Consider the following 19,112-nt stretch of genomic DNA (forward strand, 5'->3'; position numbering starts at 1 on the left):
GACTCTCACAGGAGAATCTCTACCATGAAGAAATCACGTTTCACCGACAGCCAGATCATTGATGCGCTCAAGCGAGCAGAAGCCGGTCTGACGGTTCCAGAGCTCTGCCGGGAACTCGGCATCAGCTCGGCAACGTTCTACAAGTGGCGAGCCAAGTTCGGCGGCATGGATGCCTCGCTCATGGCCCGCATGAAAGAGCTGGAGCAAGAGAACCAGCGACTTCGCAAGATGTACGTCGAGGAGAAACTCAAGGCTGAGATCGTCTCGGAGGCTCTCGCAAAAAAGTGGTGAAGCCATCTCGCCGACGCGAGATGGCTCTTCAAGCAGTGCAGCAGCACGGCGTGTCGATCAAGGTGGCCTGCCAGGCGTTTCAGATCAGCCAAGCCTGCTATCGATACGTGGCTCGCCGCAGCATTGAGGACGATGAGATCGCCCAGTGGCTGCTGCGCCTAACGGACAACAAACGCAATTGGGGCTTTGGCCTTTGCTTCCTGTACCTGCGCAATGTGCGAGGCTTCCGATGGAATCACAAGCGTGTTTACCGTGTCTACCGAGAGCTGGAACTGAACCTTCGTATCAAGCCCCGCAAACGGTTGGTGCGAGAAAAACCTGAACCACTGACGGTGCCGGAAACCTGCAACGAAGTCTGGTCGATGGACTTCATGCACGACCAACTTGAGGGCGGGCGCAGCATCCGGCTGCTCAATGTCATCGATGACTTCAACCGCGAGGCGCTAGGGCCCGTCATCAAATCAACCAGATGACAGCTGCAGCCAGATGAATTGTAGAAGTTCAGACTTGATCTGACAGTGGGCCTTGCCAACAGGTGAGGTTTCCCGTTTTGATAAGGGTACGAATCTTTATCAATCCGGGCGCAAAGCGCCCAACGGAGAAACCTCATGAACAGTTTCAACCAAACCATCATCCGGCACAAGGTCGGCCTGCTCAATCTGGCCAGTGAGCTGGGCAACATCTCCAAGGCATGCAAAGTCATGGGCGTCTCCCGTGACACTTTCTATCGCTATCAGCATGCCCACGAAGAAGGTGGCGTAGAGGCCCTGATCCAGATATCTCGGCGCAAGCCCAATCCCAAGAACCGGGTTGATGACGCCGTCGAAACGGCCGTCATTGCCTATGCCCCGGAGCAGCCAGCGCATGGACAGTTACGTGCAAGTAATGAACTACGCCAGCGGGGCATCTTTGTGTCTCCATCCGGTGTGCGCTCCATCTGGATGCGTCATCAACTGGCCAGCTTCAAACAGCGTCTGTCCAACCTGGAGGCTGAGGTCGCCAAGACTGGCGCCGTACTCACTGAATCCCAGGTGACAGCCTTGGAAAGAAAGCGGGAAGATGACCTGGCCTGCGGAGAAATCGAAACCGCTCATCCCGGTTATCTTGGTAGCCAAGACACCTTCTATGTGGGCACGATCAAGGGCGTCGGGCGCATCTACCAGCAAACTTTCGTAGATACCTATTCCAAGTGGGCTGCCGCCAAGTTGTACACCACCAAGACGCCGATCACGGGAGCTGACTTGCTCAATGACCGCGTCCTGCCGTTCCTGGCAGAGCAAGGCATGGGGTTGCTGCGAATCTTGACAGACAGGGGCACAGAGTATTGCGGCAAGGCCGAAACGCACGACTACCAGCTATATCTGGCAATCAACGACATTGAGCACACTAGGACCAAGGTGCGTCACCCGCAAACCAATGGCATCTGTGAGCGGTTCCACAAAACGATCCTGCAAGAGTTCTACCAGGTGGCGTTCAGGCGCAAGATCTATCGATCCATTGACGAGCTGCAGATGGATCTGGACGACTGGATCAATTACTACAACGGCCAGCGTACGCATCAAGGCAAGATGTGCTGTGGCAGGACACCGATGCAAACGCTGATTGATGCAAAGGAGGTCTGGGACGAGAAGGTAAAAGCACTCAATTAATCTGACAGCCGTACCGACCGAAACGGGAGCAACTGTCAGATCAGATCGGAACTTCTACAGCAGCGGCCGTCTTGTCATACCTCGTCGCGATGCACCGATACTGTTTTAACCGGGCAAAGAAGTTCTCAATCAGATGACGCTCTTTGTATATGTGCCGGTCGTGCTCTCTACTTTCTTTGCGACCGTGGCGACTTGGAATGACAGCTTGCTTGCCCTTCTCTAACAGGGGTGCAATTACCCGGTCCTGAGCGTCATAGGCTTTGTCTGCGAGCACAGCATTAGCCTGAATGTCTTTCAAAAGCACATCTGCGCCTTCCAAGTCTGAGGCTTGACCGGGAGTCAAATGAAAGCCAGTTGGGTTGCCCTGCGCATCAACCGTCGCGTGGATCTTGGTACTCAAGCCTCCCCGGCTACGTCCGATGGCATGCTTTTGAATCCCCCTTTTGCGCCAGCGCTGTGCTGATGGGCACGCACGATGGTTGCATCGATCATGGTGTATTCGTTGTCAGCTTGGGCACTGATCGTTTCAAACACACGCTGCCAAATACCAGAACGGCTCCAGCGCATATGCCGTGTATGAATGATACGGAAATCACCAAAGCGCTCAGGCAGATCCCGCCATGCAATGCCAGAGCGATAGCGGTAAAGCACTGCATCTACAAAAAGGCGGTTGTTTTTACCAGGAGCACCGACGTGTCCAGCCCTGCCGGGCAGAAGGTCTTTGATGCAATCCCACTGTGTATCTGTCAAGGCGTATCTACGAGTCACGCTATCAATAACGAAGCAACTATCGAATTCGATGACACGCCCTAGGGCGTGTTCACATTAATAGTTGACTGCTCATGCAGGCGCTGACAATCCAGCGCCTGCATGTACATCTCTCGCTCTCAATTCAAGCGCATCCGCCATCTGTTACCTAAGCCCCGTGGCAGTCGTCGTATCAGCCACTATCGCTTGCTCAATGCGCTGGCTTACATGGCCAGTAACGGCTGTAAATGGCGCGCACTGCCAACTCGATTTGGCCCATGGCATACGATTTACATGCGTCTGTACCGATGGGCGCACAGCGGCGTCCTGGTGGAAGTACTTGCACATTTACAGCAGGACCGACTTAGCCAGTGGTGTGTCCAAGCGTTGAGTCTGGATTCAACCATCGTCAAAGTCCACCCTGATGGCTGCGGGGCTCGCAAAAAAACGGTCCACAAGCCATAGGCAGGAGCCGGGGTGGCTGGAGCAGCAAGATTCACATGGTGGCCGCCAGTTGTCGAGATGCTTTGGTATGGAGCCTGACAGCAGGCCAAGCCGGTGATGGCCCCGAAGGCCGTCACCTCATTGAAGTCATTGGCGTCCAAGACGCACCTGTGTATCTGCTGATGGACAGCGCCTACGGCGGCGGTGACTTGCGAGCTGAGGCACTGGAGCGCAACTTGATACCTGTCGTCCCTGCGCACCCACTGCGCAAACACCCTTGGCAATTGGACAAACGACGATACCGCCAGCGCAATGAGATCGAGCGCTTGTTCCGGCGGATCAAGGCTTACCGGCGCATCTTCACGCGCTATGACAAGCTCGATGTTGTGTACGCGACCTTTATCTCAATGGCTTTGATTTGCGAACACCTGAGGTAATGTGAACACGCCCTAGGCCTTCGGTACTTTTGAAGCGCGTCTCTAACGCTTTCCCAAGGTCTGTACTACCTGCTTGGCAGTCGCTTTGGCCGACCCCGGATTTTGTCCGGTGATGAGGCGGCCATCCGCCACCACATACGAGGTAAATGGCAGCAGAGCTTTTTGATAGTGAGCACCGCGCGCCTTCATTTCTTTCTCTGCGTTATAGGGCATGGACTGTGCCACTCCAGCCAGAATTTCTTCTGCCCACGAAAAACCCGTGACCTGTTTGTCTGCAACCAGCAAAGAGCCATCGCTCAGCCGTGTATTGAGCAGGCCGCAGTAGCCATGGCAGACCGATGCAACGATGCGACCTTGCTCCCAGATGCTGCAAGTGATTCGCTGCAACCCGACACTGCTGGGAAAATCCCACATCACCGCGTGCCCTCCAGTGAAGTAGATGGCATCGAAATCGCTCGCCAGGATATCGGCAGGTGCCGCAGTGTTAGCCAGCAAGGCCATGCGCTCTGGGTCATTGAGCCAGGCTTTGGCCGATGCATCGAAGAGCGGCCATTTGAGGGCGCGCGGCTCTAGCGGTACGGCGCCGCCTAGTTGGCTAACCAATTGCTGCAGGTAGCCTTGCGCAGCAAACACATCCCAGGCATGGGTCAGCTCCGACAACCATAGCCCTGTGGCGTGCGAAGAGTCGTCGTAATGCGCGACATTGGTGACGACGTGCAAGATGCGTGGCGTGCTCATGAAGACTCCTGAGCGATTTGCTTCATGCCCTGTGCGTAGCTGGTGACAGCAAAGCTGGGAAAGCGGCGCTTGAACTTGGACGAATCAAACACATTGTCGTGTGCGTAGCGTGGAAGCAGCTCACGAAGTTCGCGTACGGGTTTGGAGACCCATCCAGCAACAACCATCGCCCAGTGGCTTAGCACTTTGTAGTGCGGCTCAACCCCAAAGGTGGTAGCTGCTAATTTCACAAAAGCCTGATAGGTCAGCCGCTCATCCCAGCAAGGCAAATGCCAGGTCTGACCATACGCATCTTCTGCATTGCCAATGGCGGCCATGGCTCGGCTTGCATCGGGCGTCCAAATCAGGGTACGTAGCTTGTCCTCACGCACCGGAATTTTGGCCTTGTGGCCCGCTTTGAGCGGGTCAATTACCAAGGTATTGGTGATACTTTGAGTGTTTCCGGGGCCATAAAACTCAGGTGCGCGGGCAATGGCGACGGGGATATCGCCGCGTTGCATCTCCGCGAGCACTATCTCCGCCATCAAAGCACGCACATGCCCCTTGCGCCCCACAGGGGCAAAATTCGTGTCTTCGGTCTGCCGCTGCGCGCTTTGCGGGTACATGTAGGTGTTGTCAAAGTAGACGAATTTGGCACCTGCTTCCCGCGTGGCATCGAGTGCATTGCGTAGCATGGTAGGAAATTGTCTTTCCCATAACTCGGTGTCTGGTGGCAGACCTGCAGTGAAATACACGACTTCGCTGCCGCGTACTGCATCCAGGGTTTGCACGGCATTCATCAGGTCAGCAGAGACCAATTCATCGCTATTGTTTACCTTACGTGGATTGCGACTTACCAGGCGCAGATTCTGCATGTAGTTACGCTTTAATTCACGCGCTAGTTCCACCGCGATTTGGCCATTGGCCCCTAATATGGCTTGCATATCTTCCCTTGCAGCATCTGATGTGATGAGAGGATACGGAGCTTAAGATTCAAGTTGAGTTGAAGGTCAAGCGATAAGACTAATTTCAGGCCGAAAACAAACTCACTGGTTTTCTACAGTATTTGGCGTCCCCATCGTGGCGACGGGCCTAAGCACTTTTGCTTGCTTTGGTGCATTAATGAGCGGCCGATTTGCGCAAAAGCGAAGATCAGCTTTGGGTCGACACGAGCCTGCCAGGGCACGCTGAAGCGGTCCTTCGAGCCAGTGCGTGGCAAACCGCGCAATCGAGCGGCCGGTCCCGAGGGTGAAGCGGCCGTTCTGGACAAGCAGCCTTCAACGGCTGGTGTTAGCCATTGCTGCCGCTCAAGCACCGAACCGTGAATGGCTCAGATCAGCCTAAAGCAGTTGGCCAGGAAGTGACTGAGATCTAGCAGGTTACGCGCGACCACCATTGTTGCGAACACTTGGGCAATCACTTGCTCACAACGGGTCAGCAGCAGGCTAGGCCCGCCCAAAAGCCCATCAGATACCCCATAGCAGCATGCCCAGCAGAACTCGCATGCTGAGCCAGAGTCGCACAATTTGCTTTCGAGTATGGATATCCAGCTCCTGAGATAGTCAGCTTGAGCCTGGCACAGCCGCGTCACCACGAAGGCAACAATGGGGAGTACGGACAAAACAACTTCACACATTAAGAATTTCCGGTTTTTTTGAGAAATTTGCCTAAAAAATAAGCCGATTTAAACCTTTCAAGCATGCGAAATTTATAAAATATTTAATAAAATCATATAGTTACATAAAGTTTGCGATTTATCAGCAGTACAAAACTCAGTGAGAAAAGTACAAAACTGAGTGAGAACCGACAACAATCCCCTCTGTGAAGCACCTACAAAAACCCGGGGAACTTTGTCTTTAGCACTCTCTCTAACAGAGTGCTAACATGAAGATCATGGAAGAAAGGAAACCTGCAATGAAAACTGCCTCCGGCTCCATTGCTACAGCCTTGGCACCCACGAACCCTTGGGCTCTGGTGCCACCGCTGGGCAACCTGGATGCCTATATCTCGGCTGCAAACCGTCTGCCAATGCTCACCCAAGAGGAAGAGCAGGAGTACGCACGCAAGCTCAAAGAACACAATGATCTGGACGCCGCCGGGCGTCTGGTGATGTCTCACCTGCGTCTGGTGGTGTCTATCTCCCGCCAGTACCTGGGCTATGGCCTGCCTCACGGCGACCTGATTCAGGAAGGCAATGTCGGCCTGATGAAGGCTGTCAAACGCTTCGACCCCGACCAAGGCGTGCGTCTGGTGAGCTACGCCATGCACTGGATCAAGGCTGAGATCCACGAATACATTCTGAAGAACTGGCGCATGGTCAAGGTCGCTACGACCAAGGCTCAGCGCAAGCTGTTCTTCAATCTGCGCTCGATGAAGCATGACATGAAGTCCGATGCCGCCATGGCAGACGGCGATGCTGTCATGCGCGAAACACTGACCGCAGGTGAGATTGACGCCATGGCGGCCAAGCTCAACGTCAAGCGCGAAGAAGTCATCGAGATGGAAGCCCGCCTGTCGGGTGGCGATGTGCTGCTGGACCCCTCGCCCAGCGATGACGGTGAGCAGGCCTATGGCCCCATCGCCTATCTGGCCGATGCCAACCACGAACCCACGGCCATGATCGAGTCGCGTCAGCGCGACCATCTGGCGACGGATGGTCTGTCCATGGCTCTGGAAGGTCTGGATGACCGCAGTCGCCGCATCGTGGAAGAGCGCTGGCTCAAGGTCAACGACGATGGTTCGGGCGGCATGACGCTGCACGAGTTGGCTGCCGAGTACGGCGTGAGCGCCGAGCGCATTCGCCAGATCGAAGTGGCCGCCATGAAAAAGATGAAAAAAGCGCTAGCCGAGTTTGCGTAAACGCCAACTTGCGCACCAGCGACTTAAAAGGCTGAAATGCTGAACCTCAAACCCGGATAATTTCCGGGTTTTTTATTTTCTGGCGCTGATGTGGCTCGCACTGGCGCTGATCCCCATACCGATAAGATTCAAGAGACCTGTCATGCCTATTTACAGCGCCCTCACTTCCCTCAAACTCAAAAATCTGTCCCGCCGCAGTCTTGTTGCAGCCGGCGCCGCCCTGATGGCTGCATCGATAGCCCCTGCAGCCATGGCGGCTGACAACTGGCCCGACAAGCCCCTGCACCTGATCGTGGGATTTCCCGCTGGCTCCTCGCCTGATCTGACGGCCCGTGCGCTGGCCGAGCCCCTGGAAAAGAAACTGGGCCAGACCATCATTGTGGAAAACCGCGTGGGTGCTGGCGGCAATATCGCTGGCGAATATGTGGCCAAGGCCGATGGCTACACCTTCAGCGTGATGATCAACGGCAATATGACCATCGCCAAGATGCTCAACCCCGCCGTGCGCTATGACCCTATCAAGGACTTGCAGCCCGTGAGCCTGATTGGCGTGGCCCCGCTGGTGCTGGTGGCACCCGCTTCGGCGCCGCAAGGCAAGGCTTTTATGGATGCCGCCATCAAGGCGGGTGACAAGTGGAGCTATGGCTCGCCCGGCGTGGGCACTGTGGGCCACCTGGGCATGGAACTGCTCAAGAACCGCTCGGCCATCAAGCCCGTGCATGTGCCCTATACCGGCTATCCGCAGGTTTTCAACGGCATTCAGGGCGGCGACCTGCAACTTTCCATGCTGCCCCCCGCTCTGGCCATGGCCCAGATTCAGGCCGGCAAGCTGCACGGCATTGGCGTGACCTCTGCGGCCCGCAGCCCGCTGGCCCCTGGCCTGCCCAGCCTCAAGGACCTGGGCATCCAGAACTTTGACCTGGAAATCTGGAACGCCGTAGCAGCGCCCAAGTCCATGCCCAAGGCCCATGTGGACAAGCTGGCTGCTGCCGTGAGCGAAATCGTGCGCACACCCGAGATGCGCCAGAAGCTGTCCATGCAAGGCTGGCAAGCCGTGGGCAGCTCGCCCGAAGGTCTGCGCAACCGCATCCAGCAGGATGTGAAGGCGCTGGGCACCATTATTCGTGAGCAGCACATCAAGGCGCAGTAACTGACGCCCCCTGAGCCGCTTTGCGGCTTCCCCCTCTCTCGATGCGTTGCATCGGGAGGGGGACGACAGCTTCGCTGCGCGGCGGCGCTTGCTCGCTGTCTATCCGATGGGGCATGCTCCTTTTGGCTGCTGCAGCCTCCCTTGAGCCCCTTTGGGTATCAGCTGGTGCTACTGCGGCGTCCGCTATCATGCGCCCGACTGGCATGCGTTTACGCTATGCCTTTCGGGCGCATTGCTTTGTCTGGCTGCGTCAATGTTTACGGAGCCTTCATGGACGCTGGAACCTGGTTTACTCAGCTCAACGCCTGGCAGGTCATGGCATTGGGTCTGGTCTTTTTTGGCGGTATCTATGTGCTGGGCGCGCTGGCCATGCTGGGGCTGACGCGCACCCTGGCCGCTGCAGGCATTGGCAAGCCGCTGGATACGCGCCCGCTCAAGCCCGACCAGTTGCAGCGTGAGTGGCGCCAGTCCTTTCATTCGATTCTGGTGTTCGGTCTGGGCATGATCGTGCCCTGGGGCTTTTTGCAGCTGGGCTGGGCCCACCTCACGCCCAATGCCAGCGCGGGCCGTATCGCGCTGGAAATCATCGCCCTGCTGATCTGGAACGATGTGCACTTCTGGATCAACCACCGCCTGCTGCATACGCGCCGTCTAGTGCGCTATCACGGCGACCATCACCGCTCCGTAGTCACCACGCCCTGGTCCACCTACAGCTTTCACCCCATTGAGGCGCTGATGCTGGGCAACATCATCCTGCTGCCCATGGTGGTGCATGACTTTTACTTCTGGTCGCTGGCCTCCGTGCCGGTGCTGAGCCTGATGCTCAACCTGATTGGGCACTCCAACTGGGACTTTTTCCCCAAGGTTTCAGACACCCACCCGCTGGCTGCCAGCCGTCGCCACCATTTGCACCATGCACGCCCTGCGGGCAACTATGGCTTTGCGCTGGCCTTTATGGACCAGATCATGGGCACCAAGGTCAAGACCTCCTCCACGCAGCCCTCCAGCCACTGAATGAGCAAGCACCCGAGTCAGCGCTTCTTGCCCACGCTGCGCCATTGGCGCGACTGGCAATCGGTGTTCTATATGGTGATCCTGCCGCTTATCGTCTGGTGGCAGTGGACGCATGGCTTCAGCTTCATTTTGTATAGCATTGAGCTGTTTCTGACACTAGGCGTGGGCGTGATTCACCACAACCACACCCATGTTCGCATGTGGTGGGGCCGCTGGACCAATCGCGCCACCGACTACTGGCTGACGCTGCTGCAGGGCCATCCCACTTTTGTGTTCTGGCCCGCCCATGTGGCCAATCATCACCGCTTTCGCCACGGCCCGCGCGACATCGCACGCACCTACCGGCCTGAGTTTGGCGGCGATACCAACCACCTCTGGGGCTATCTGATTCACCCGGTTCAGGCGGGCTTGAAGCTCTATCCGCTGTTCTTTCGCTGGCTGAACAACCTGCGCATTCACTGGCCCGGCGCCTTTCGCTACTGCATGGGGCAGTACGCGCTGTGGCTGGGTAGCTGGGGCTTTTTTCTGTGGCTGGACTGGCAAAAAGCGCTGATCTTCATCATCGTGCCGCAACTGCACGGCCTGCACTGGCTGCTGGCCACCAACTACCTGCAGCACGCCCATGCCGATGGCCGGCCGCTGACCAGAGCGCAACGCAATACCCCGGGTATCGAGTTGAACTACGCCCGCAACTTCGAGGGGCTGGTCAACCCGCTTCTTTTTAATATTGGCCTGCACACCGCGCACCATGAGTGCCCGCATGCGCACTGGTCCGAGCTGACAAACTTGCATGCTCAGACCTATCGCCAGCGAGTCACTCCCGCCCTCAATGAAGGCGGACTGCTGCCTTATATGGGGCGCGTGTTTGTATTGGGTCTGGTCTGGCCCGCGGCAAGAACCCAGCCGCAGATGCCGCCAGATGCTGTGAAATAGAAATTACTCCTGAGAACATATGCCTGTTGCCTATTCAAACGTCTATCTGCAATCCGCTGGCATGTTTCTGCCCGGCGCTCCCGTGGACAACGCTGGTATGGATGCATATGTCGCGCCGCTGAATCGCATCTCCGAGCGCATCAAGCGCCGCATCCTGGCCGAGAACGGCATCCAGACACGCCACTACGCCATTGACGGCGAAGGCCAGACCGTCTTCAGCAATACGCAGATGGCCAAGGGTGCTATCGAAGACACGCTGGCGCAGGCGGGCAAGACGCTGGCCGACATTGGCTATCTGTCCAGCGGCTCGTCGGGTGGTGATTCGCTCATGCCCGGCTTTGCCAGCATGATTCAGGGCGAGATGGCCGCGCCGCCCATGGAGACACTGTCTGTGCACGGCGTCTGCGCCGCCAGCGTGGGCGCCATGCAGGCCGCCGCCATGGCGGTGGAAAGCGGCGCACATGCACTGGCCCTGTCTGTGGCCAGCGAAATGCCTTCGCGCCTTTTCAAGCGCTCGCGCTTTGCCACGCAGGGTTATGACACCGACTTTGATGCGCACTTCCTGCGCTGGATGCTGTCTGACGGCGCAGGCGCCGTGCTGCTGGGCGGCCCCAAGGCCTTGCCACAGGCCAACGGCCTGCGCCTGAAACTGAAGTGGACGCACCAGCGCAGCTTTGCGGGCGACTACCCGGTCTGCATGCAACTGGGCCTGACGGCAGACCGCAGCAAAAGCCATCTGGACTTCCCCGCCTGGGCCGATGCCGAAGCCGCAGGTGCGCTGTCGCTGCGCCAGGACATTCGCCTGCTGCCGCATCTTTTTGACGTCTGCATTCACGAATACGCCGACCTGGCCCACAAAGGCTGGGTGCCCGAGCGCGGCATTGACCACTTTCTGTGCCACTACTCGTCGGAGCGCTTCATCCCCGTGGTGGACGATCTGCTGAACAAGGCGCAGCTTGCCATCCCGCGTGATCGCTGGTGGAGCAATCTGGCCTGGCGCGGCAACACAGGCGCTGCGTCCATCTTCATCATGCTGTCGGAGTTCCTGCAAAAAGAAGGTCAACGCCTTAAAGCGGGTGACACCGTGCTGTGCTTTATCCCCGAATCGGGCCGCTTTACCGCTGGCTATATGCTATGGAAAGTAGAGCTAGATACCCCTGTAAAACCTAGACTTGAGGCACATTTCCCTCAAAAAACGGCGACTCACGACTCCATCGCCAACGATGCGCTGCCCGATGTCTCCACCATCGCCGCACCGCACGACCCGGCCACTGCGCCCCAGCAGCTGGCACCGCTACTGACTGAGCTGGCCAGCATCTGGCAGGACTACCGCTCACGCGTATGGCGCACACCGCTGCTGCACCGCATTCGCACGCGCCAGTTGCAAACCGGCGACTATGTACGCTGGATGAGCCACTGGATTCCCCAGGTACGCGAAGGCAGCCTGTGGATGCGCGAAGGCGCGGCATCGCTGACGGGCGACTACGCGCAACTGGCCAGCCTGATTGACCTGCATGCAGGCGAAGAGCAAAACGACTTCAAAATCCTGCACAGCGACTATCTGAAGGCGGGCGGCACCGAGACCGATATCAGCAAACTGCGCCGCAACCCCGGTGGAGAGGCACTGAACGCCTATCTGCATGGCCTGGCAGCCACACCCAACCCCATTGGCCTGCTGGGCGCCATCTACATCATTGAAGGCACGGGCCAGCGCATTGTGCCCAGCCTGCTGCCGCTGCTGCGTGCCGCCCTGCCCTTGCCGCCTGATGCCTTCCGCTTTCTGGAATACCACGGCGCCAATGATGAAAACCACCTGGAGCGCTGGCTGATGGCCGTACAAATGGCCCTGGCACTGGACAGCGAAGGCACAGCCCAGCAAGCCATACTGCAGACGGCACGCAACACGGCGGCCATGTATCTGATGCAGTTCCAGCATGTGCTGGCCGAATAAAAAAGAGGGATGGAACGCGGGATGAAAGACGATTTCAAGGACCAAGTCTGGGACGAGCGCGACCCCAGCCCCTGGCTGGCCCTCTACCTGGACCAGAGCACGCCCCTGCCCGACGAGGTAAAAGCCGCCTGGCTGCGCGACTGCAGCAGCGGCTCGCGCCAGTACTTTCTGCCCGCCATGCGGCCACTGGCGCGGCTGTCGATGATTCTGATTCAGGCGCTGAAGATCTTTTTGCCAAGGCGCTGGGCTCACTCCATTTTCTTGCACAGGCTGCTGGCCTTTGGCATGAAGCGCTTTCTCTCGCCCGAGGCCAACTGGCTCATCATGCGGCACTTTCATCTGGGCTCGCAGGTGCTGCAGTTTGTCGCCGCCAACTCTCCCACCAAGGTCAGCACCTCCCCACTGTTCCCACAGGAAATTGACGACGTGAAGGACGAGCTATTTCTCAAGCACGACCTCAACCTCTTTAACTTTGTGATTCGCCTGAACAAGGCGCTGCGCGAAAACAATCAGGAACTGGTTCCCGTGCCAGAGCCCGATTTTTCGATGATTCACGAGCCAGACCTGAAGCTGGAAGACATGCCCCATGGCCGCTTCAACGTCATCGACCTGCAAAGCGCCATTGAGCTGTACACGCCCATCTACCAGTTGCTGCTGACCGACAACGACTTCTGGCGCGCCAGCAACTCGCTGCAGCTCGATGAGACGCTGGCGATCTACTGCGCCAAGATTCTGGCCTCGCCCGAGCATCTGGTCATGCTCAACAACAAGCACCCCATGGTGCCACTGTCCACCCTATACGCGGCTTACCGCCTTGTGCTGCATGGGCTGTCTACCGAGATGCTGCACGCACTGCTGACCCGCATGGCCAGTGGCGAGCACCCTATCCCCGCACGCGAGCTGGCCAAGATGCACAAGGCCGCCGAAGTGGTGATGGACCAGCAAAACTGAGAGAGGCAGCCCTGTATGAGCGAGACCGACAAACGCATCACCGGCATTCGCTTTGATGAACAAAACCTCTGGCTAACACTGGCCGATGGCCGCAGCTTCAGCGAGCCCATCAAGCGCCATATCCGCCTGGAAAAAGCCACGCCAGAGCAGCGCCTGCAATGGGAGTTGACGGATGATGACCATGGTCTCAATTGGCCCGCGTTGTGGAAGCCTTCAGACACCGGCATGGTCAGCGTCTGGGATATCGAGCAAGACCTGCTCTACAACCAGGCCCTGGGTGCCCTGCAGGCGGTGAAGTGGGATACCACGCTCATCACGCCCGCGCAGCATGAACTGGTCGCCCTGTGGCGCATGGAAGCCGATATCAACAACGGCGGCTTCATGCAGTTTCTGTGCAACTGGGGCGTACCCAATCTTGAGATGGCACTGCAAGCCCTGCAAAAGCTGGGGGCCATGCAGACCCATGAATGCCTGCAGCAGATGTTTGCCGTCATCGCGCGTTTTGAAGACTCGCCAGACGTCACCAGCCTGGATGAGTTGCCCGCCCTGCTGACCAAGGCCGAGAACGACAGGCTACAAGAACTGGATGAAGCCTTCTGGGACTACCCCAACCGCCTGCCCAAACTGGTGGTATTGCATTACGGACCAGCGGTATGAGCCATTCTAAAAATCACTCGCTGGAGTTTCGCAAGGCCCTGGTTCATGAAGCCGTGCATCGTACACCCACTGGCGGGTTCCCCGAACTGGAGCGACGCCATCAACTGCTACCCGGCACCTTGTTTGACTGGGTCAAGGAACTGGGACCCAAACCACCGCCTGCGCCGTTTTCGGCCCTGCACTTCTGGATTGGCAATACGCCACTTGATGAAGCCAGCTTTGGCCGTTACTTCGCGCATGCCGAAAATTACTGGAGTCTGGAGCCCGAAGACCTGGAAGACTCGCCCGAGAACCTGACGGGCTGCGGCTTTTGCCAAGACATTCAAAGCCGCTATCTGTACGACGAAGATCTGCTGCTGGTGATCTGGCTGCCAGCGCCAGTCCCTGTGGAAGAAATCGTGGGTCACAGCACTCTGGAGAGCGACGAATCACTGGCCCAGATCGTGCAGACCTGTGCAATGCGCGGTATCCACCAGGCCAATGCCATGTTTGTCTACGCCGACCCGACTCAGTCCATTCCTGAACCCGGCAAGCTCTACAACGGCCTGCCCTATATCGGACTGTTTGACGACTGAAACTGCCTGCTGTGAACCCCTTCTTTGACCCGATCCTGCAGCAGTTTCCCGACTGCCATATTGACCACAAGGACGCCGCCAGCGTGCACATCACCAGTCCATGTGTCGATGGCGTCATGGCGGTCGAGATCATGGTTCACCATCAGGCCTCGGGCGGTTTCTCGGCCACCCGCTATGAAGATGGCATGGTGCTGCAAGCGGGGGATCTTGCCCATGCATGGGTCACGCTGCGCGATGCGCGGCAGCAGTTTCTGCACCACGAAGTGATCTGCACCCCAGATCGCCTGCTGCAACTGCTCGCCGAATGGCGCGCAAAGCCCGAGCCTGCACCCAGCGTCATTGAGGTCACCCCCATCCAAGCGGCTGAGGTCACCACCTGGGATTCAGGCATTCAGCCGGTCATCCATCACACCATCGACCTCAGCCTGCTGAACGGCCTGCCTGACCCCTCTGCGGCTGCCGCACAGCTGCAGGAAGACCTGGCAAAGCTTGCCCCTGTGCGAGCTGTGCAGTCCTGGCCCCGCGATGAGCGCGGGCGGCTGGCAGCCCGCACCACCATCATTCTGGCCAGCTATGGCCCTGCCAGCCGCAAGCGGCAGCCCTGCTTGCTGATGCGATCGAATATGCAGTCGCAAATGCCAGGCTGGCAGCTGCTGCTGTCGCAGGAATTTCTCGGCAACCAGCGCCATCAGTGGAGTGATGCGCCGTGGCTATGGACCTCAAAATCCGCCCCAGCCCTTAGCAAACAAGCGCAATCAGCTATCAAACTGATATCAGAAGGCAAGATCAGCGAAGCCTGTGATCTTTGCGATGTGCAGTTGGGTGACAACTTGCGAAAGCTGGCTGCCGGAATGCGCTGGCAGCGGTTTGAGCCCGTTCCACAAGCCTGGGCTGATGAACTGCGTGCCGCTTTGCTGCAACTGGCTCCCTGGCGACTGGCTGCGGGCCTGCAGCGCATTCAGCAGCAGCTGAGCCAGAGCAGCCGCAAACCACCAAAGCCCGGAAGCTGGCAGCGCAAGCTGTTCTGGTTTTCGGGCCAGCGCCAGCAAGTGCGCTGGGGTCTGGGGGCCGGGCTGGATGCCCAAGGCAGACCTTGGCTAGACTTGATTGCCACGGCTTCCAATGAGCATCTGCCGGAGCCTGACCGGAAGCAGTAGCCCCCGTTCTTGCGCTGTGTTTTACGCCGCAGCCAGCCAACTCTGAATTTGCTCGGCAGGCATGGCCTGCGAGTGCAGCCAGCCCTGAAAAAACTCGCAGCCCACATCGCGCAGCAGCTGCAGCTGATCTGGCTGCTCCACACCTTCGGCGACGACCTCCAGATCCAGCGCATGCACCATTTGCACAATGCCGCCCATCAGCCGGTCACGGCTGGGTGAGGGAAAGAGAAACTCGCGCCCCAGCTTGACGCGCTGCAGCGGCAGGTATTGCAGATAGGCCAGCGATGAGTGCCCGGTGCCAAAGTCGTCCAGCGCAATCGTCACGCCCAGCTGGGCCAGATCCTCCAGCACTTGCCGTCCCTGATCGGGGTTAATCATGGCCTGCGATTCGGTCACTTCCAGCTCCAGCCACTGCGGTGGCACCTGGTGTTTTTGCAAACAGCTTCTGACCTGATCGACCAGATTCACCTGCCGCAGCTGATAGGCCGAGAGATTGACCGCCACGCGCAGCGGCGTGCCGCACTTGAGCCAGATATCAATCTGCTTGCACGCTGCATCCAGCACATAGTTGCCCAGCGCCACAATCTGGCCCGAAGCTTCAGCCACCGGAATAAAGCGCGCAGGGCTGACATTGCCCAGCACCGGGTCATGCCAGCGCAGCAAGGCCTCTACGCCCACCACTCTGGCACTTTTCACATCTACCTGAGGCTGGTAGTGCAGTTGCAGGCCGCCGTAGCTCAGCGCCATGCGCAGCCGCTCTGCCAGCAGCACGCGCTCAGCCATTTCCTTGCCCATGCGTGCTTCAAAAAACACGGCGTGCCCCCGACCCTGCGCCTTGGCGCTGTACATGGCCATGTCGGCAAAGCGCATGAGGTCATCGCCTGTCTGTGCATTGTCGGGATATAGCGCAATGCCGATGCTGGTGCCGAAGTCCAGCGCCAGCCCGTCGTGCTTGAAGGGCATGGCAAACGCAGAAAGTATCTGATCTGCCCAGAAGCGTGCACGCTCTGCATGCTCACCCGCCAGCAGCACCACAAATTCATCGCCCCCCAGCCGCGCCAGAATGCCTTCGCTGCGCAGTTGTGATTTCAGGCGTCTGGACACTTCCCGCAGCAGTTGATCGCCCGCCGCATGACCGTAACCGTCATTGATGGCCTTGAAGTTATCCAGATCAAGCTGCAGCACGGCCAGCGAATCCCCCGTGGCCTGCGCAATCTTGAGCTGCTCCTGCAGCTCCTGCGTGAAATGCCAGCGGTTATTCAGCCCAGTCAGGGTGTCGCGTGAGGCCTGAAATTTCAGGCGCTGCTGCATCTGATTGATTTCCGTCACATCGCGCACAAAGGCTACGGCCATGCCGCTGCGCTCATTGCCAAAGTGCCCCAGCGCAATATCCACCGGCACGCGGCTGCCCTGCTTGCGCTGCAGCCACAGCGCGCCACCCAGGCCCATGGGGCGACGCGATGGCCCGGAAAAGTAGCTGCGCAGATAGTGCGCATGTGTGGCGCGCAAATCGTCGGTCAGCAAGATGTCCAGACTCTGGCCTTCCAGCTCGCTGCGCTCGTACCCTGAAATGGCCAGCATGGCTGCATTCGCTGCCACGATGCAGCCGTCATGCCCCACCAGCAAGATGCCGTCTGGCGCAGCATCCAGCGCATCGCGCTCACGCGAGGTAAGCCAGGAACGGGGTTTCAGACTTTCGCCCTTGTCCCAGGCTGAAAGCGCCTGCGTCAGCCGGGTCTGGCATTCAACCAGTTCTGCAGTGGAAACAGATTCGGTCAGGGAAGAAAAAGGGCACTGGGCCATATGCGCACTCCTAGCAGCACTGTGGCGTTGTGCGTGCGCTGCACCTCTCATGCAGCACATCAAAGACCAGTTGCCGAACTTCAGCGCCGACTTTCTGACCCCACCCAGTGTCTCAAGGCGCCCACTATGCGCAGTGCAACACGCCCACTGTTTGCGCTATATCAAACACAGGAATGCAGCAAGGGGTAGTACTAGCTTGCGACCACTCGCTAACCGACGCTCAGCCCAGCAGTGCTTTCACGTCCTGCGCTAGCAGCTGCGGGCCAGCGCCATAGCGTTCATAGACGCGCAAACGCCCTTGTGTATCAAACAGATAGGTGCCTGCGGAGTGGTCCAGCGTGTAAGTACCTTCGGTCTTGCCCGGCACTTTCTTGAAGAAGATCTTGAAGTCCTTGGCCACGGCAGCCAGCTCTTCAGGCGTGCCGGTCAGGCCCACAAAGCTTTCGTCGAAATTGGCCAGATAGGCTTTGAGCACTTGCGGCGTATCGCGCTCAGGGTCCAGCGAGATGAAGACAGGCTGCAGCTTGCTGCCATCCGCCCCCAGCGCCTGCTTGACCTCCACAAACTCCTGCAGCGTGGTGGGGCAGACATCAGGGCACTGGGTATAGCCAAAGAACACGGCAACCACTTTGCCGGAAAAGTCCTTGAGGCTGCGCTGCTGGCCATTCACATCCTTGAGCGGGATGTCCTTGGCGTAGTCAGCCCCCGTCACATCCACGCCCTGAAACTTGGGCTTGCTTTCGTCCTTGCAGGCAGTCAATACAAAGGGGGCCGTACCGGCCAGAGTCACTGCGCCCAGAATGCGCAGCACAGCTCGTTTATCCATGATCAATCAGACGAGGTAGTGGTCCACCAGCAGCGCAGCGAATAGCAGGCTCAGGTGGATCAGAGAAAAACGGAAGGTTTTGCGTGCCAGCGCATCCGAGTAGCTGCGCAGCAGTGCCCAACCATAACCGCAAAAGCCCAACCCCAGAACCACTGCGGCAAAGAGGTAGAAGTAGCCGCTCATGCCCACCACAAACGGCAGCAGGCAGGTGGCAAACAACACCACGGTGTAGAGAAACACCTGCAGCCGCGTGAAAGCATTGCCATGGGTGACGGGCAGCATGGGCAGGCCGGAGCGACGGTAATCCTCCACCCGGTACAGGGCCAGCGCCCAGAAGTGCGGCGGCGTCCAGACAAAGATGATGAGAAACAGCAGCCAGGCCTCATGCCCGACATGGCCCGTCATGGCTGCCCAGCCCAGCACCGGCGGCATAGCCCCCGATGCGCCGCCAATCACGATGTTCTGTGGCGTCAGCGGCTTGAGAATCAGGGTGTAGATCACCGCATAGCCAATGAAGGTGGCCAGCGTCAGCCACATCGTCAGCGCATTCACGGTCAGCAGCAGGATGACCGAGCCTGCCGCACAAAGCAGTGCCGAGAACACCAGCGCCTGCCGGTTGGACAATTCGCCCCGTGCCGTGGGCCGCCATGCTGTGCGCTTCATGCGCGCATCAATACCGCGCTCTACCAGACAGTTGAAGGCCGCTGCAGCCGCTGCCACCAGCCAGATGCCAGCGCTGGCCATCAGCATCAGCGACCAGTCCTTCCAGCCAGGAACACCTGGCACGGCCAGCACCATGCCGATGAAGGCACAGAACACAATGAGCTGCACCACGCGGGGCTTGGTCAGCGCGTAGTACTGCGACCAGCGCGATGACTGAACCGCCGTGGTTTGAGAAGCGGTTTGCGCATTCATGAGATCTGCCTGCATATCACCCTCTCTTTGCTGACT

General features: G+C 58.5%; 17 protein-coding genes and 1 pseudogene. 12 read left to right on the plus strand and 6 right to left on the minus strand.

Annotated features, from left to right (window positions below):
- Nucleotides 1-24: 24 nt before the first annotated feature.
- Together JDW18_RS17915 and JDW18_RS17920 are read left to right on the plus strand one after the other, a co-directional pair.
- Nucleotides 25-737, plus strand: a pseudogene (locus tag JDW18_RS17915) (transposase); the annotation flags it as partial.
- Nucleotides 738-899: 162 nt separating this feature from the next.
- Nucleotides 900-1,940: an IS481 family transposase gene (locus JDW18_RS17920; protein ID WP_218240877.1), complete on the plus strand. Its 1,041-nt coding sequence runs from the start codon at nucleotides 900-902 to the stop codon at nucleotides 1,938-1,940.
- A 40-nt stretch (nucleotides 1,941-1,980) separates the two neighbouring features.
- Here the strand turns inward: JDW18_RS17920 and JDW18_RS17925 are convergent.
- A protein-coding gene (locus JDW18_RS17925; RefSeq protein ID WP_246610055.1) for an IS5 family transposase occupies nucleotides 1,981-2,708 on the minus strand; the annotation gives its coding sequence in 2 pieces (ribosomal slippage) (nucleotides 1,981-2,375 and nucleotides 2,375-2,708; 729 coding nt in all).
- 102 nt (nucleotides 2,709-2,810) lie between these two features.
- Here JDW18_RS17925 and JDW18_RS17930 point away from each other — a divergent pair.
- A protein-coding gene (locus tag JDW18_RS17930; RefSeq protein ID WP_218240878.1) for an IS5 family transposase occupies nucleotides 2,811-3,568 on the plus strand; the annotation gives its coding sequence in 2 pieces (ribosomal slippage) (nucleotides 2,811-3,126 and nucleotides 3,126-3,568; 759 coding nt in all).
- Nucleotides 3,569-3,610: 42 nt separating this feature from the next.
- Here the strand turns inward: JDW18_RS17930 and JDW18_RS17935 are convergent.
- Nucleotides 3,611-4,306, minus strand: coding sequence for a type 1 glutamine amidotransferase domain-containing protein (locus JDW18_RS17935; RefSeq protein WP_218240879.1), 696 nt, complete (start codon nucleotides 4,304-4,306; stop codon nucleotides 3,611-3,613).
- Nucleotides 4,303-5,229 carry an NAD-dependent epimerase/dehydratase family protein gene (locus JDW18_RS17940; protein WP_218240880.1) on the minus strand — a complete coding sequence of 309 codons (927 nt, stop codon included), beginning with the start codon at nucleotides 5,227-5,229 and terminating at the stop codon, nucleotides 4,303-4,305. Before JDW18_RS17940 ends, JDW18_RS17935 begins: the two co-directional genes overlap by 4 nt.
- Before the next feature lie 970 nt (nucleotides 5,230-6,199).
- Here JDW18_RS17940 and rpoH point away from each other — a divergent pair.
- From rpoH to JDW18_RS17985, 9 genes are all read left to right on the plus strand, one after another.
- Nucleotides 6,200-7,144 (plus strand): RNA polymerase sigma factor RpoH, encoded by a 945-nt coding sequence (rpoH, locus tag JDW18_RS17945; RefSeq protein WP_218240881.1) that lies wholly within the window; start codon nucleotides 6,200-6,202, stop codon nucleotides 7,142-7,144.
- Between the two features lie 223 nt (nucleotides 7,145-7,367).
- Nucleotides 7,368-8,294: a Bug family tripartite tricarboxylate transporter substrate binding protein gene (locus JDW18_RS17950; protein ID WP_425514813.1), complete on the plus strand. Its 927-nt coding sequence runs from the start codon at nucleotides 7,368-7,370 to the stop codon at nucleotides 8,292-8,294.
- Nucleotides 8,295-8,564: 270 nt separating this feature from the next.
- Complete coding sequence (locus JDW18_RS17955; RefSeq protein ID WP_218240884.1) at nucleotides 8,565-9,308, plus strand: sterol desaturase family protein; 744 nt, start codon at nucleotides 8,565-8,567, stop codon at nucleotides 9,306-9,308.
- A complete protein-coding gene (locus JDW18_RS17960) occupies nucleotides 9,309-10,241 on the plus strand; it encodes a fatty acid desaturase (RefSeq protein WP_218240885.1) in 933 nt (310 codons plus the stop codon).
- 19 nt (nucleotides 10,242-10,260) lie between these two features.
- Nucleotides 10,261-12,192 carry a beta-ketoacyl-ACP synthase III gene (locus JDW18_RS17965; RefSeq protein ID WP_218240886.1) on the plus strand — a complete coding sequence of 644 codons (1,932 nt, stop codon included), beginning with the start codon at nucleotides 10,261-10,263 and terminating at the stop codon, nucleotides 12,190-12,192.
- Nucleotides 12,193-12,213: 21 nt separating this feature from the next.
- On the plus strand, nucleotides 12,214-13,143 hold the full coding sequence (locus JDW18_RS17970) for a DUF6999 family protein (protein ID WP_218240887.1): 930 nt from the start codon (nucleotides 12,214-12,216) through the stop codon (nucleotides 13,141-13,143).
- A 15-nt stretch (nucleotides 13,144-13,158) separates the two neighbouring features.
- Complete coding sequence (locus JDW18_RS17975; RefSeq protein WP_218240888.1) at nucleotides 13,159-13,800, plus strand: DMP19 family protein; 642 nt, start codon at nucleotides 13,159-13,161, stop codon at nucleotides 13,798-13,800.
- Complete coding sequence (locus tag JDW18_RS17980) at nucleotides 13,797-14,375, plus strand: immunity 22 family protein (RefSeq protein WP_218240889.1); 579 nt, start codon at nucleotides 13,797-13,799, stop codon at nucleotides 14,373-14,375. The genes JDW18_RS17975 and JDW18_RS17980 overlap by 4 nt, the downstream gene beginning before the upstream one ends.
- 11 nt (nucleotides 14,376-14,386) lie before the next feature.
- Nucleotides 14,387-15,532 carry a hypothetical protein gene (locus JDW18_RS17985; protein WP_218240891.1) on the plus strand — a complete coding sequence of 382 codons (1,146 nt, stop codon included), beginning with the start codon at nucleotides 14,387-14,389 and terminating at the stop codon, nucleotides 15,530-15,532.
- 21 nt (nucleotides 15,533-15,553) lie between these two features.
- Here JDW18_RS17985 and JDW18_RS17990 read toward each other — a convergent pair whose 3' ends face one another.
- From JDW18_RS17990 to cyoE, 3 genes are all read right to left on the minus strand, one after another.
- Complete coding sequence (locus tag JDW18_RS17990) at nucleotides 15,554-17,335, minus strand: putative bifunctional diguanylate cyclase/phosphodiesterase (RefSeq protein ID WP_218240893.1); 1,782 nt, start codon at nucleotides 17,333-17,335, stop codon at nucleotides 15,554-15,556.
- Nucleotides 17,336-17,555: 220 nt separating this feature from the next.
- Entirely contained in the window at nucleotides 17,556-18,161 is a 606-nt protein-coding gene (locus JDW18_RS17995) for an SCO family protein (RefSeq protein WP_218240895.1), read from the minus strand.
- Between the two features lie 6 nt (nucleotides 18,162-18,167).
- Complete coding sequence (gene cyoE / locus JDW18_RS18000; RefSeq protein WP_218240896.1) at nucleotides 18,168-19,076, minus strand: heme o synthase; 909 nt, start codon at nucleotides 19,074-19,076, stop codon at nucleotides 18,168-18,170.
- Nucleotides 19,077-19,112 lie beyond the last annotated feature (36 nt).

The organism is Comamonas fluminis (assembly GCF_019186805.1).
Taxonomy (GTDB): Bacteria; Pseudomonadota; Gammaproteobacteria; order Burkholderiales; family Burkholderiaceae_C; genus Comamonas; species Comamonas fluminis.